The organism is Actinomadura geliboluensis (assembly GCF_005889745.1).
GTDB lineage: Bacteria > Actinomycetota > Actinomycetes > Streptosporangiales > Streptosporangiaceae > Spirillospora > Spirillospora geliboluensis.
In genome coordinates, this window is the sequence record NZ_VCKZ01000234.1 from 1 (window position 1) to 14,699 (window position 14,699).

A 14,699-nucleotide genomic window follows, 5' to 3' on the forward strand; every position below is an offset into this window, starting at 1 on the left:
GGTCGGGGTAGATGGCTGCGGCCTCGTTGAGGATGCGGGCGAACGCCTCGCGGGCGGTGGGTTCTTCGGTGAGGGCGTTGGACATGAACGCGCCCTCTGGGGAGCGGCCGTACGCCTCTACTGCCTCTTTGAACAGGGCCTTCTTGTCGCCGAACGCCGCGTAGAGGCTCGCCGGCCTGATGCCCATCGCGTCCGTCAGGTCGCTGACGGACGTCGCCTCGTAGCCGCGCTCCCAGAAGAGATGGACGGCTGCCGTCAGGGCCGCGTCTCGGTCGAAGGTGCGGGGGCGTCCTCGTGCCATGGGTTCATTGTAGAGCGCTCGCTCAAGAAGTTGTGCTACCTTCTTGTTGAGCGATCACTCAACAAAGGAGGACGGCAGACATGGGTACGTTGGACGGCAAGGTCGCGCTGGTCACCGGTGGCAGCCGGGGGATCGGGCGGGGGATCGCCGAGCGGCTCGGGAGTGACGGGGCCGTGGTCGTCGTCACCTACGCGCGGGAGCGGGCGGCGGCAGAGGAGGTCGTCGAGCGCATTCGCAAGGACGGCGGGCAGGCTTTCGCGATCCAGGCCGAGTTCGGGCGGCACGGTGATGCCCACGCGATGTGGGACGCCTTTGACGCGGTGGTCGAGCGGCCCGGCGTCGACATCATCGTGAACAACGCGGCCATCGGAACCAGTGGGGATCTGGAGTCGATGAGCGAGGACGAGTTCGATCGGCTGTTCGCCGTGAACGTTCGGGCGCCCTTCTTTCTCGTCCAGCAGGGGCTCGGGCGGCTGAGGGACGGCGGCCGGATCATCAACATCTCCAGCGGCGCGGCCTCGATCGCGTTGCCGGACATCATGGCCTACGGGGCGACCAAGGGAGCGCTCGACACCCTTACGCTCAACCTCGCCAAGCAGTTGGGGCCGCGTGGGATCACCGTGAACTCGGTCGCGCCCGGCATTGTGGACACCGACACGAATGCTCCATGGCTGAGGGGTAATGCGGAGGCGCTTGCGCATGCCGAGTCACTGTCCGCGTTGGGACGGATCGGGCAGCCCGAGGACATCGCCGGTGTCGTCTCCTTCCTCGCGTCCGATGACGCCAGTTGGATGACGGGACGAGTCGTTGACGTGACCGGTGGCGCCGGGTTGTGAGGGCTGGTGGCGTCCGCCCTCGTGGGCTGCGCGAGGGCGGGCGTCGCGTGCAGGGTGGCCGGAAGTGGCGAGTGCGGGCGGGTCGGGGAGCGGCGTTCTAGCATCGGTGCAGTTGGCCTGTGGGCTGGGCGCGGTGGGGGCCTTGATGCAGCGTGTCGTTCCGTTGGAAGCGCGTGACCCTCGGCAGGTCGGCGGGTTCCAGATCCTCGGTCGGCTTGGTGTGGGCGGCCAGGGAGTGGTGTATCAGGGGCGCGGGCAGGACGGGACGCTCGTCGCGGTCAAGGTGCTGCATGAGCAGTTGGTCGCCAGCCGCGCGAACCGGAATGCGCTGGCGAGGGAGCTGGAGGCCGCCCGTCGAGTTGCGCCCTTCTGCACGGCTCAGGTCATTGCCGCCGACTTGGATGCCGAGCGGCCGTATGTGGTGAGCGAGTACGTCGATGGCGCGTCCCTTGAGGAGGTCGTGGAGTCGGAGGGGCCGCGGAAAGGCAACGCGCTTCATCGGCTGTCGGTCGCGACGGCTACCGCATTGGTCGCCATTCATGAGGCGGGGATCGTCCACCGAGACTTCAAACCGGCGAACGTTCTGATCGGGACGGACGGGCCGCGGGTCATCGACTTCGGGATCGCGCGTCTCTTCGAGAACACGACGACGTTGACGGGCAAGGTCGTCGGCACTCCCACGTACATGTCTCCTGAACAGGCCGCCGGGGAGCGGGTCGGGCCTGCGACCGACGTGTTCGCCTGGGGCGGGGTCATGACGTACGCCGCAGTGGGGCGGCCGCCTTTTGGCCGCGGGCCGATGGCTGCGGTGATGGTTCGCCTCGCCCATGAAGACCCCGATCTCGGTGACCTTCCGGAGCCGATGCGTGGTCTGGTCATGGCGTGTTTGGAGAAGGACCCGGCGCGCCGGCCGACGGCTCATGCGGTACTCATGCGCCTGGTGGCAGCGCCCGTGAGCTTGCAGGCGCCGGTCGAGGCGCCTGCGCCGTACCCGGAGCCGGGGCCCGCGCGTAATGTCACCCAATCCGATCCCGAACCTCAGCCCGCCACTCTGTCTCCGGACACGAACCCGGAGCCGGTGCCGCCTGTGGTGGCTCCCGATCGACTGTTGATCCGGCGTCCTTCGCTCGGCCGGAAGCCCTCGCTGTGGTGGTCGACGCTTTCGGCTGTTGCCGCCTTGCTCGTCGTCGCTGGGTTCCTTTTCGTGCAGAACGTGCGGAACGGCTACTACGTCGGGGAGGAGGACGGCAAGGTCGTCCTCTACCGGGGTACGAAGGACACTGTGCTGGGCCTCAGCCTCTCCCGCAAGGCAGCCAATAAGGAGCAGTTGAATCCGCCGATCGTGGTCGCCGACCTTCCCGGGAGTGTGCAGGGGCAGGTGAAGGAGACCTTTGCGGTGCATGGGCCGGAAGCGCTGCGCGACTTGGCGAAACGGGTCTGTAAGTACGGTCTCGTTGAAAACGAAGGCAAGGTCGTCATCGTGAAGGGGCGCGCGCAGGCCGATTGCCGTCAGGCCATGGTCGCGGCCAGCGACATTCGGGTCAGCGAGTTGCCCAGGTCGGACGCGGCCAAGGTGACGGCAGGGGAGTTCGCGTTCGTCGGTCGGGCGGCGGCTGACGCGGCGCTCTCGCAGCTTGCCAACCGGCGGGACGTTTGTAAGCGATCGATCGAACCGGCGATCGCTGACTGCCCGAGCGCGGCGTGATAGCGGGCCGACGGCCGGTAGAACAAGTTCTTGTTTTCCAGGGCGGCAGGGGCCAGTCTTGGGCACATGGACCTGGTTGCTCTGGAAGAGATCCGGCGGCTCAAGTACCGCTACCTGCGGTGCGTCGACCTGAAGCTGTGGGACGAGTTCGCCGACGTGTTCGCGGAGGACGCCGTCGCCGAGTACGACACCCCGGTGCTCGGCAAGACGCTCCGGCTGGAGGGGCGGGACGCGATCGTCCAGTACATGCGGGAGAACCTGGACGACGGGAAGATCAGCGCCCACACGGCCGGGTGCCCGGAGATCGAGATGGACGGTGACCGGGCCACCGGCATCTGGTCGCTGGACGACACGATCATCATCCCGGAGCACCGGCTGCTCATCCGGGGCGCCGCCTTCTACTGCGACACCTACCGGCGCGAGGACGGGCGGTGGCTCGTGGAGAAGACCGGGCATCGGCGGACGTACGAGTACATGGTGTCGCTGGACGACGCCCCGAGCCTGAAGTTCACCACCTCCCATTGACCGGGACCGGCGTTGACCCGCTCCTAGAACGGGTTCTAACGTCCGGTCCTCAGTGTCGCGATCTCAACGGCGCTCGCGCCCCGCGTCCGTTAGGAGTGCCCGGTGGCCACCGAAGGCAAGACCGATTCGTTCGAAGCCGCGACGCGCGCGTTCGCCGACGCGGTCGTGGAGGCGGAGCGCATCATCCGCGCTGCGCCGCACGTCAAGACCGACCAGGACTTGGCCGAGGGGCTCGACTACCTCGCCGGCAGCATTAAAGCCTCGCTGCACATGGTCGGCGCCTACCAGCAGGACTATCCGTTCTTCGCGTCGTCCACCGGGCCGTACACCAAGCTGGGGCTCGATAACCCCGACACCTTGTACTTCCACGCCTACATCCGGGACGACGCCGAGTACGTGGTCACCGGACGGCGGGGGACGACCTCCGATCTGAGCTTCCAGGTCATGAACGGCGACTACTCGCCCACGCAGTCGCCGGACAGCCTGACCGCGTTCGACGACCGGGAACTCGACATCGCCGCGGACGGGTCGTTCCAGTTGCGGTTCGGGCCGCCCAAGCCCGATCCCGGGCCCGGTTACGTCACGCTGCCTTCGGGTGCGGCGATGCTGATCGTCCGGGAAGTGTTCAGCGATTGGGAGAACGAGCGGCCGGGCGAGATCCGCATCCATCGCGCCGACACGATCGGGACCTCGCCGCTGGCCGTTCCGGCCGAGCGGATGGCGCGGCGGTACCAGATCGCAGGGAAGATGCTGGTGTCCAGGATTCGCACGTTCCTGGCCTTCCCGGAATGGCACTACCTGCAACTGCCGGTCAATACGCTGACCGAGCCGCGGCCGACGCCCGGCGGGCTGGCCACGCAGTTCTCGTCGGTGGGGCACTACGACCTCGATGACGACGAGGTCATCGTCATCACCGCGCCGGCCGCCGAGCGGGACGTGGCGCCCTATCAGGGCTTCCAGCTCGGCAGCATGTGGTACATCTCGCTCGACTACATCAACCATCAGACGAGCCTCACCGCCGACCAGGCCAGGATCGACGAGGACGGCAAGATCCGGTACATCGTGAGCGAGCGCGACCCGGGGCTCGCCAACTGGATCGAGCGGACCGGGCACCGCCGGGGATATCTGCAATTCCGCTGGCAGCGGCTTGCACGGGACCTCACGCCCGAGGACGGCCCGACGGTGGAGGTCGTGAAGTTCGACGACCTTCCGCGCGTCCTGCCGTTCTATGAGAAGCAGCGGGTCACCCCGCAGGAATGGTCGGAGAAGATCGCGGCCCGTCAGGTCGCCGTCGCGAAGAGGATGCTCGGCTGATGGCGGGACTGCTGGAGGACAAGGTCGTCGTCATCTCGGGCGTCGGGCCCGGGCTGGGACGCGGGCTGGCGGTGCAGTGCGCCAAGGCCGGTGCGGACGTGGTGCTCGCGGCGCGCAACGAGGAACGGCTCGCCGAGGTCGCCAAGGAGGTCGAGGAGATCGGGCGCCGGGCCGTCACGGTTCCGACCGACATCAATGACGCGGCGGCCTGCGAGCGGCTCGCGGAGACGGCCCGGGAAGCGTTCGGACGGGTCGACGGGCTGGTCAACAACGCCTTCGCCACGCCGCCGCTGACCGACCTCACGAAGGTCGACCTCGATGCGGTGCGGGCCGGGTTCGAGACCAATGTGCTCGCGGCGCTGCACCTGACCCGGCTGTTCGTTCCCGCGCTCGAAGAGCACGGCGGGTCCGTGGTCATGGTGAACTCGGCCGTCCTGCGGCATTCGCGGCGGACGTTCGGTGCCTACAAGATGGCCAAGGCCGCGCTTCTCGCGATGGCGCAGAACCTGTCGACCGAACTCGGGCCGCGCGGCGTCCGGGTGAACACGATCGCCCCCGGATACATCTGGGCCGACAACCTCCAGTGGTATTTCAACCACCTCGCCAAGAAGCGCGGCATCACCGCGCAGGAGGTCTACGACGAGAACGCCGCGACGACCGACCTCCGGAAACTGCCCGAGCCCGACGAGGTCGCCGACGCCGTGGTGTTCATGCTGTCGCCGCTGGCGCGGGCGGTCACCGGGCAATGCCTGGACGTCAATTCCGGCGAGTGGCACCACTAGGAGAGGGCGGACCGATGAGTGCGGGTCGCGACAGCGTTGGCACGGTCGAGGATCTCCACGCCTCCGCCGGCAAGGTCACCGGCATGGACGACTTCGGTGACGACGACTACCTCGACGGGCTGAAGGTCCTGCTGGAGTCGCTGGCGAAGGAGGCCGGCCTCACTCCGCTCGGGAACAAGGCGCAGCGGGCGATGCTGCGGGGCGCGCTGGCCGCGCGGCAGTTCTCCGAGGCGGCCTGGAAACGGCATCCCGAGCATGCGGAGGTGCCGATCGAGCGACCGATCTTCGTCACCGGCCTGCCGCGGACGGGGACGACCGCCCTGCACCGGCTGCTCACCGCCGACCCCGCCCATCAGGGGCTCGACCTGTGGCTCGCGGAAGTGCCGCAGCCGCGCCCGCCGCGTGAGACGTGGGCGGACGACCCGGTCTTCCAGGCGATCGACGCCGGATATCGGCGGCACCATGTCGAGAACCCCGAGTTCATGGGCGTCCACTACATCTCGGCCGACTCGGTCGAGGAATGCTGGCAGCTGCTGCGGCAGAGCATGCTGTCGATCTCGTTCGAATCCCTCGCGCACGTGCCGGGCTACTCGTCCTGGCTCGCCGGGCAGGACTGGGCGCCCGCCTACCGCCGCCATCGGCGCAACCTCCAGCTCATCGGGCTGAACGACGCCGGACGCCGATGGGTGCTGAAGAACCCGAGCCACCTCTTCGCGCTGGACGCGCTCCTCGATGTCTATCCCGACGCGCTCATCATCCAGACGCACCGGACACCGCGCACCGCGATGGCGTCCATGTGCAGCCTCGCCGCGCACGCGACCGCCGGATGGTCGGAGACGTTCACGGGCGCCACGCTCGGACGCGACCAGCTGGACCTGTGGAGCCGCGGGCTCGACCAGTTCCGCGCCGAGCGGGCACGGCACAATCCCGACCAGTTCGCGGACGTCCACTACGACGACTTCGTCCGCGACCCGATCGGCACCGTGGAGGGCGTCTACGCGCGTTTCGGGCTGCCGTTCACCGACGAGGCCCGGACGGCGATGACGCGGCTGCACGGCGAGAGCTCTAGCGGCGCCGCGAAACCGTCCCACCGGTACTCGCTCGAAGACTTCGGCCTCACCGCGGAAGAGGTCGACGAGCGTTTCGCCGACTACGCCGCCGGCCTCCGCGCCTGACCGCCCCGGCCCGCGCACGGCCGACCGTCATCACCAGGCGCGAGAGGCATTGAACAAGCGCTCATCGTGCTTGTTCCGGTCTGCAGTCGACGTCGGCGAAATGGCCGATGACATTGCCGCCCGTCCACACGCCGGCGGTGGTGATCAATAGAGCCTCCGCCGTCGTGGCGTGCTGATGGCAAATTCCGGCCAGATTATCGAAGATCCATTTTTTGGCATCCCGCCGCGCCCCGCCCATGGCGGCGGCCCGGCGGGGCATGTCGGCGATCAGTCCGCCGCCACAGACGCCTTACTCCGTGTTTTCGGAGAGTGAGCATCGGGAAGCTGAGGGTAGTCGGACGTGTGTCCGGGGTGACCCGGGCGGCGCGTTCGGCGGACGTTCAAACTCCCCAGAAGGTGGTGGCTTCGATGACCGGCAAGACCCCTCAGCCGTCGATGGTCGTGCAGCCGGGCGACGTGCGGTACCCCTCCCTCAGCCGCGGCTTCAACCAGCGGTGGATCGGCGAGCCCGAGTACGTCGTGGTGGTGCGGTCGTCCACGGAGGCCAAGGAGGCGCTGCAGAAGGCGGTACGCGAGGAGCCGAAGAACCCCAAGCGCACGCGCATCACGGTCCGCTCCGGCGGGCACTGCTACGAGAACTTCGTCTGCGGCGACGACGTGCGGGTGATCCTCGACGTCTCCCAGATGTGCAAGATCGAATACGACCCGAAAATGGACGCCTATTGCGTGGAGGCCGGTGCCAGCAACTGGCACACCTACAGCCATCTCTTCCCCGTGAGCGGGCGAGCTCTGCCGGGAGGGTCCTGCTATTCCGTGGGCCTGGGCGGGCACATCACGGGCGGCGGGTACGGCCTTCTCTCGCGCCAGTTCGGGCTCACCGTCGACTACCTGTACGCGGTCGAAGTGGCGGTGGTGAAGAAGGACAAGACCGTCGAGCTCGTCGTCGCGCGGCGCGACGACAAAGAAAACCCCGATCTGCAGAAACTGTGGTGGGCGCACACCGGTGGCGGCGGCGGGAACTTCGGCCTCATCACCAAGTTCTGGTTCAGGGACCCTCCGAAACCGCCCAGCAAGGTCCGCCTGGCGGGCATCGCCTGGAACTGGAAGGACCTCACCAAGAACGACTTCACCGCGCTGCTCAATTCGTTCGGGAAGTACTTCCACGACAACCAGGACCCGACCCAGGCGAGCGGCAAGCTGTTCGGGATGCTCGCGCTCAACCACCACTGCAACGGCCAGATCGGGCTGACCGCGCAGGTGGACATCGACGACCCGCACGGCATCGCGGCCATGGACGAGTTCATCACGAAGATGAACCGCGGGATGAAGGCCGATCCGACGGAGATGCGCACCTTCATGGGCGAGCGGCCGTCCCTCGGGCATCTGAAGATCCCGCGGGACATGCCCTGGCTGACGGCCACGCAGGTCCTGGACAGCAGCGGCGAGGACCAGTGCGGCAAGTACAAGTCCGCCTACATGCGCAAGCCGTTCAGCACCAAGCAGATCGACGCGATGTGGGCCCATCTCAGCAAGGACGGCCCCTACCGCGACTACAACAACCCGCAGTCCCTCATCCAGATCGACTCCTACGGCGGAGCCGTCAACAAACCCCCACGGGACACGGCGGCCAGGCAGCGCGACTCCATCATGAAAATGCAGTACCAGGTCTACTGGACGGCGACCGACCAGCAGGAGCACACCTACCTGGACTGGATCCGCAACACCTACCGGGCGACCTTCGCCGACAGCGGCGGCGTCCCCAAGGTGGGCAGCAAGCAGGACGACCTCGCGACCGACGGCTGCTACATCAACTACCCCGACGTCGACCTGAACGACACCACGACCTGGAACACGTCGGGTCAATCGGCGTCGACCCTCTACTACAAGGACGGCTACACCAGGCTCCAAGAGGTGAAGCGCCGCTGGGACCCCCTTGACATCTTCCACAACAGCCAATCAGTCAAGGAACAGAAGGCCCCATGACGAAATCGCCGCCACGCCGGAAGACGAACCTGAAGCACAACCTGAAGCGGAACCGCGCCAGCCTGGCGTACCGGCTGCGCTACGCGGCCCAGAACCCGGACAAGGTGCGGGCGTACCTGTCGCGGCTGGCGCGGGACGTGAAGCTCCGCGCCGCCAACCAGGGCCACGTCGCGTACTACCGGGCCGTGATGAGGTCGGACGCGGCCCGGAGCCCGGAGGCCGCCGTCGGCAGCCCCACGCGGGAGCGCTGGCTGCAACTCGGCCAGATGCAGTTCGACTACCTGCGCAAGCACGGGCTGAAGCCGGACGACCGGCTCCTGGAGATCGGCTGCGGCAACCTCCGCGCCGGCTGGCGGTTCATCGACTACCTGGACGGCGGCAACTACTACGGCATCGACATCTCACCCGACATCCTGCTCGCGGCGCAGCACACGCTCGTCCAGCAGGAGCTGCAGGACAAGATGCCGCATCTGACCCTCGTCGACGACCTGAAGCTGCGCTTCCTGCCGGACGCGCACTTCACGGTCGTCCACGCGCACAGCGTGTTCAGCCACTCGCCGATCGAGGTGATCGACGAGTGCCTGGCCCACGTCGGCCGCGTCCTCGCGCCCGGCGGCTTCTTCGACTTCACCTTCGACCGGACGGAGGGGACCGAGCACCACGTCCTCCGCGAGGACTTCTACTACCGCACCGAGACGCTGACGGCGCTCGCCGAACGCCACGGCTTCGCCGCCCGCTTCATGGACGACTGGGAGGAGCTCCCGCACGGCCAGTCCAAGCTGCGCGTCACCCGTCCCCAGTCCTGACCCCTGAACCGTCACCGTCGATTGCGTATGGCGACCACCGTGTTCTTGGGCAGCGAGCGCACTGTGAAGTGGCTCGGGCTGAACTGGGACGGGCTGAAGCGCAGATCGCCCCACGTCCACGCCTGCGGATTGGTGTGCAGCACGAACACCTCGATGCCGCCGAAGCGCGTGTTGGCGGACGCCTTGGCGAACGCGGCCGGGTCCTGGACCTTGGCCAGTGCCGCCAAGGCGTCGTGCCGGTCGTCCCAATGGCTCGTGCTGGCCGCCGCAGTGCGGTCAACGGCGATGTAGCCGGGCCACGGCAGGTAGGCGAACAGGCGCTCGTCGTAGGAGAGGGTGCGCGGCGCGGCGTCGCGGCCGAGGACCTCCGTCACCGCATTATTGATCTGCTGCACCGGGAACCACCGGATCCTGGGCTCGGCGGGCGCGAACCGGGTGCGCTTCCCGTTGGGACGCGGCTCGGCATGCGCCAGCACGGCGTAGCGGTGGGTGTCGGTGACCTCCGCTATGTCGGTACCGGGCGGCGGCGGCGTCCACTCGCGCCAGTAGCTGAACGCCGACCAGCCCACCAGCGCGGCCAGGGCGGCGGCGGTGATGCCGTGCGGGACGGTGTCCCGGGTGGCGAACCGCCGGACCAGGCCGGGCCCCGCGTGCACGATCGTGAGCACCCCGGCGATGGCGAGCAGCACCGTGATCATCCGTGCGGTGTGGTAGAAGAGCCCGGTGTGGTCGGTGAAGACGTAGCGGGCGGCGGCGACCGCCCGGTACAGGTAGGCGCCGCCGATCAGGCACAGCAGCGGAGTGGCCCACCAGGTCGTGCGGCGGTACCAGATGGCGCCGGCCAGGCCGGTCAGCTGCAGGAGCCCCAGCGGCGTCGCGGCCAGGAACGGGAACGGGTTGCTCGTGATGGCGGGCGCGGGGAACTGGTCGGAGACCATCTGCCCGCCCTCGCGCAGCAGCGTCCAGCCGTAGGGCACCAGGTACCAGCTCGCCGTCACGGCGGCCACCACGACCACCTTCGCCAGGTACGCCAGGTACCGGCGGCGGTCGTCGGCCGCCCGCCAGGCCAGCCACGCCAGGACGAGGATGCCCGCCGCGCCCCACAGCATGAACCCCAGGTAGGTGGCCACGACAAGGCCGCCGAGGATCCCGGCGGGCAGCCAGTGCAGCCGGCCGCGCGGCGGGCGGCCGAACGTCGCCGGCACCCACGGGATGAACACGGCCAGCGCGACGACCTCGTGCGCCTTGCGCGGATCGCCGAACGCGACCAGCGAGGCGGCCGCGATGGCGAGCGCGGCGGGCGCGGGCACCAGCCGCGTCCACAGCAGGAACGCCAGCAGCACCGCGCCGGAGATCGTGAGGGTCTGCGCGTCGCCGAGGACCTGCCAGGCGTGCAGGTCCAGCAGCGCGGACGCCCTGCCGACCACCCACGGGAACAGCGGCGGGTACTCGGACGGCACCCCGGCGACGATGCCGTCCGTGGGGACGGCGGTGGCGCTGTAGCGGGTGACCATCGCGCTCATCCGGCCCTCGTCCCCGAGGAGCCCGGCGAACCCGAACGGGGTGCCGTGCAGCGTGCTGCGCAGCGCGAGCACCACCCATGCGGCCAGCAGCCCCGCCGCCACCCCGGTCAGCGGTTCGGTGCGGAGCGGCACGCGCCACCGGCGGGGCCGCGCCGCCGCGACCGCCAGCGCGGCGGCCAGCAGCACGCCGCCGGCGGCGACGGGCAGCACCGCGCCGCGCGGGGTGAAGGGGTCCTGGTCGGCGAGGCTCGGCAGCAGCATCGCCACCGGCGTCATCACCAGCCAGGTCAGCAGCGCCGGGACGGTGGCCCGCCGCATCGCCGCCGCCCCGGCGGCCCGCAGCCGCGCCGCCGGGGTGCCGGCGGCGCGCGCACGGGGCGCGCGCTCGCCGGTCGCCTGCTCGCCGCTCGGCTGTTCGCCGGTCGGCTCGTCCGGTTTCTGCTGGTCGGTCACTCGTGCGTCGGATCCTGTCATGCGGGACCGCTCGTCAACCGGTCTCGAGGATGCGGTCGGCGACGCGGCTGGCGGCCTTGCCGTCGTCCAGCTCGCAGAAGCGCCGGACGAACCGGTCGTAGGGTTCGGCGTAGTCGCGTTCGACCTGGTCGAGCGAGCGCAGCGCCTCGATCACCTCGTCGGACGAGCCGAGCAGCGGGCCGGGCGCCTCGTCCTCGAAGTCGAAGTAGAAGCCGCGCAGCTCGTCCCGGTAGTGCTCCAGGTCGTAGGTGAAGAACAGGATGGGCCTGCCCGTGTTCGCGTAGTCGAACATCAGCGACGAGTAGTCGGTCATGAGGACGTCCGCGGCCAGGAACAGCTCCGCGATGTCGGGGTAGGCGGACACGTCGCGGACGAAGCCGTCCCCCACCTCCGGGACGGTGTCGACCACGTTCGGGTGCCGCCGGACCAGCAGCACGTGGTCGTCGCCGAGTTCGGCCGCCGCGCGCTCCAGGTCGAGCCGCATGTCGAGCCGGTACTTGCCGGGGCCGTAGTAGCTGTCGTCCCGCCAGGTCGGCGCGTACAGGACGGCGCGCTTGTCCGCGGGCAGGCCGAGCCGCTCGCGCACCCGCTCCGCGAGGAGGCTGCGGTCGGGCGAGGCGAGGATGTCGTTGCGCGGGTACCCGGTCTCGATGAGCTCGCCCTCGTAGCGGAACGCGCGGCGCAGGATCGGCGTGCTGAACGCGTTGGGGGAGACGAGGTAGCTCCAGTTCGGCGCCTCCTTGGCCACCTTCTCCAGGTAGCGGGCGTTGGCGAAGTGGACGTCCTCGATGTCGAACCCGATGCGCTTCAGCGGCGTGCCGTGCCAGGTCTGGACGACGACCTGGCCGGGCCGGCGGACGAACCACTCGGGCAGGTGCGCGTTGGAGATGACGTAGCGGCTCCGGGCCATGGCCTCGTACCACTCCGCGCCCCACAGCCGCACGGGCCGCGCAGTCTCGGGCAGCTCCACCTGCGCGTCGCGCACCACCCACAGGTGCTCGACGTCGGCGCCGCGCCGCACCAGCTCCTCGTGGATCGCGCGGGGGCTGTCGGAGTACTGCTTGCCGGAGTAGCTGTCGTACAGCACCGCCGGGCGCAGCGACCGCAGGCGGCGCGGCGCGCGGTAGTGCCGGGCGCGGGTGCGCGCCTGCCGGTACGCGCCGCGCTCGCCGGGCCTCAGGTCGGAGTGGACCTCCAGGACGGGCACGTCGTAGCCCTGCTCCCGCAGGACGTAGCGGCGGCCGTCGATCGTCCTCTCGACCGGCATCCGGTCCAGCGCCGCGTGGGCCAGCGGCACGGCGAGGTTCCGCCCGGCCGGGGACGACGCGGTCGCCGGGCGGCGGACGCGCAGGTCCCACCGGCCCGACGCGAGCGGCAGGACGCCGCCGAGCGACACGAGCCGGCTCACCGGAAGTTCGGCGCGGAACCGGCCGTCCGTCCGGGTCAGCGGGAACGCGCGCTCCTCGTTGCGGTCGCGGCTGCGCAGCACCAGCTCCGCCGGGTCGGGGGTGGCGGTCGGGCAGTCGCCGGTGAGGACCAGCGTCCCGTCCTGCTCCCAGGACGCGCCGGTGAGGACCGGGCGGGGGATGCGGGCCTCCAGCCCGGCGTAGCCGTGCCGGGAGCGCAGGACCGCGAACTCCGTGTCGGCGTAGGTGTAGAGGCCCTCGTCGATGTCGGTGTCGAGGACGATCCGGATCATCTCGTCCGGCGCCGCGGAGGCGTCGTCCGAGGCGGACGCGGGGACGTCCCCGGAGGCGGCGGCGGAGTCGTCGTCGCCCGCCGCGTCGTCGTCGGAGGCGAAGTCGTCCGGCGCGCCGGGGGTGTCGGCCGTCTCGGAGGCGCCCGCCGCCGGGCGGTCGGACGGCAGCGCGGGGTCGCTGGCCACGGTGGCGGCTCCGGCCGCCGTCTCGTCCTCAGGGGTCGGCGCGGCGGCGTCCGCGCCGTCTGAGGGCTGGGCCGCGGTGTCGTTCGGCAGGCTCAGTTCGAGCCGCCACTGGACCCCGGTGTCGGCCGCGGTGCCCGGCGGGGTGCCCGGAACGTCCGGCCCCTCGTCCTGGGCGGGCATGTCGTCGAGGAGGGCGCTGAGCGGGATCCGTGCCCGGAAGCCGCCGGCGCCGTCGGCGTCCGGTTCCACCGGATAGCGGTCCAGCAGCGTTCCGGCGTTGCGCTGCACGGCGAGCGCGGCGCCGTCGGGCACGCCGCCGAGGACCGTTCCCGTGACCTCCAGGGCGTCGCCGCTCACCCGGTGGCCGGTGAGGCGCGCCCGCACGGTCTCCACCCGGAGCCGCAGCGTGCCGCCGCGCGTGAACACGGGGACGACGCGCACGTCAGGCGCGACGTAGTGCCAGCCAGGGTGCGCGGCGCTGCCCGAGGACGCCGCCGCCAGCGCGCCGCGCCGCAGCACCCCGCGGTCGTAGACGCCGGCCGCGATCAGCCAGGTCCCGTCGATGTACCGGCCGTCCCGGCGCAGCCGCTTCGGGTCGATGGTGGCGGAGAACCCGGACCAGGCGTGGCTGCGCTCCGGATCGCGCGCGCTCTCGTCGGCGTCGCGGCAGCGCCGCGTCCACGCCGGGACCACCCGGGTGGTGCCGCTCTCCGGCTCCCGGAGACCGATGACCTTGAGGGACGACCAGGGGAAACGCGTCCCGACATTGGCGATGAAAGCATGCCCGGTGAGGTGCAGCTTTCCGTCCCGCCAGGTCACTTCGTGCAATCGCGTGCGGGCGGCGAGTTCCTCGCCGAGGCGGAACACCCGGCGCGGGATTTTCAGCCGCCGGTCGCCCCAGTACGGGTACCGCGCGTAATGGCGCCACAACCTCCGCGTCACCGGAATCCGCAGTTTCCGGCGCTCGTACTCCAGCACCTGGAGCAGCTCCGGCACTAATCCGCGGCCGACGAGATGCCACTTCAACCGCATCATCGCGGGGAGGTCGTTCAGCGCGGTGCGGTCGGCCTGTTCGAGGAAACCGTGGGCCAGTTCCACGAACCGGGTGCGGAACTCCTCGTCCGCCTCGGCCAGCACGTTCAGGAAGATGCGCAGGTCGCTGCGCAGCGCCACCTCGTCGTACTCGCGCTTGCAGGCGCGCACCTCCGGCTCCGTCCGGGCACCGAGGAACCGGCTGACGGTCTCCACCGCCGCGAACCGGTCGGTGACCGCGCCGATCTCGGTGCGCCGCTGGGTGATCGACAGGTCGCCGCCCGCGCGCTGCCGCCAGTAGTAGACGGGCTCGCTGAGCACGTCGACGGACGTGGCGAGGAAGTGCGCCGGCAGCGTC

Annotated in this window: 12 protein-coding genes; 8 read left to right on the forward strand and 4 right to left on the reverse strand. The window is 69.9% G+C overall.

Annotation, left to right across the window (positions count from 1 at the left end):
- Positions 1-301, reverse strand: a 301-nt coding sequence (locus ETD96_RS27435) for a TetR/AcrR family transcriptional regulator (RefSeq protein ID WP_138639381.1), incomplete at its 3' end; no start/stop codon positions are given.
- An 80-nt stretch (positions 302-381) separates the two neighbouring features.
- On the opposite strand from ETD96_RS27435, the gene ETD96_RS27440 reads away from it, so the two are divergent.
- The 6 genes from ETD96_RS27440 to ETD96_RS27465 all read left to right on the forward strand — a co-directional run bounded on the left by ETD96_RS27440 (position 382) and on the right by ETD96_RS27465 (position 6,638).
- The gene (locus ETD96_RS27440) at positions 382-1,137 is read left to right on the forward strand and encodes a glucose 1-dehydrogenase (RefSeq protein WP_138639382.1); all 756 of its coding nucleotides are present in this window, start codon (positions 382-384) and stop codon (positions 1,135-1,137) included.
- A 145-nt stretch (positions 1,138-1,282) separates the two neighbouring features.
- Entirely contained in the window at positions 1,283-2,842 is a 1,560-nt protein-coding gene (locus ETD96_RS27445; RefSeq protein WP_138639383.1) for a serine/threonine-protein kinase, read from the forward strand.
- A 66-nt stretch (positions 2,843-2,908) separates the two neighbouring features.
- Positions 2,909-3,367 carry a nuclear transport factor 2 family protein gene (locus ETD96_RS27450; protein ID WP_138639384.1) on the forward strand — a complete coding sequence of 153 codons (459 nt, stop codon included), beginning with the start codon at positions 2,909-2,911 and terminating at the stop codon, positions 3,365-3,367.
- Between the two features lie 102 nt (positions 3,368-3,469).
- On the forward strand, positions 3,470-4,681 hold the full coding sequence (locus ETD96_RS27455; protein WP_138639385.1) for a DUF1214 domain-containing protein: 1,212 nt from the start codon (positions 3,470-3,472) through the stop codon (positions 4,679-4,681).
- Positions 4,681-5,463 (forward strand): SDR family oxidoreductase, encoded by a 783-nt coding sequence (locus tag ETD96_RS27460; protein WP_138639386.1) that lies wholly within the window; start codon positions 4,681-4,683, stop codon positions 5,461-5,463. Before ETD96_RS27455 ends, ETD96_RS27460 begins: the two co-directional genes overlap by 1 nt.
- A gap of 14 nt (positions 5,464-5,477) precedes the next feature.
- On the forward strand, positions 5,478-6,638 hold the full coding sequence (locus ETD96_RS27465) for a sulfotransferase family protein (protein ID WP_138639387.1): 1,161 nt from the start codon (positions 5,478-5,480) through the stop codon (positions 6,636-6,638).
- Between the two features lie 61 nt (positions 6,639-6,699).
- On the opposite strand, the gene ETD96_RS27470 is transcribed toward ETD96_RS27465, so the two are convergent.
- A complete protein-coding gene (locus ETD96_RS27470) occupies positions 6,700-6,897 on the reverse strand; it encodes a hypothetical protein (RefSeq protein ID WP_138639388.1) in 198 nt (65 codons plus the stop codon).
- Between the two features lie 149 nt (positions 6,898-7,046).
- On the opposite strand from ETD96_RS27470, the gene ETD96_RS27475 reads away from it, so the two are divergent.
- Together ETD96_RS27475 and ETD96_RS27480 are read left to right on the forward strand one after the other, a co-directional pair.
- Positions 7,047-8,621, forward strand: coding sequence for an FAD-binding oxidoreductase (locus ETD96_RS27475; RefSeq protein WP_138639389.1), 1,575 nt, complete (start codon positions 7,047-7,049; stop codon positions 8,619-8,621).
- On the forward strand, positions 8,618-9,427 hold the full coding sequence (locus ETD96_RS27480; protein WP_138639390.1) for a class I SAM-dependent methyltransferase: 810 nt from the start codon (positions 8,618-8,620) through the stop codon (positions 9,425-9,427). The genes ETD96_RS27475 and ETD96_RS27480 overlap by 4 nt, the downstream gene beginning before the upstream one ends.
- Before the next feature lie 11 nt (positions 9,428-9,438).
- Here the strand turns inward: ETD96_RS27480 and ETD96_RS27485 are convergent, their stop codons facing one another.
- Complete coding sequence (locus tag ETD96_RS27485) at positions 9,439-11,424, reverse strand: arabinofuranosyltransferase (RefSeq protein ID WP_138639391.1); 1,986 nt, start codon at positions 11,422-11,424, stop codon at positions 9,439-9,441.
- Positions 11,425-11,437: 13 nt separating this feature from the next.
- A partial coding sequence (locus tag ETD96_RS46060) for a CDP-glycerol glycerophosphotransferase family protein (RefSeq protein WP_205719485.1) occupies positions 11,438-14,699 on the reverse strand: 3,262 nt, incomplete at its 5' end.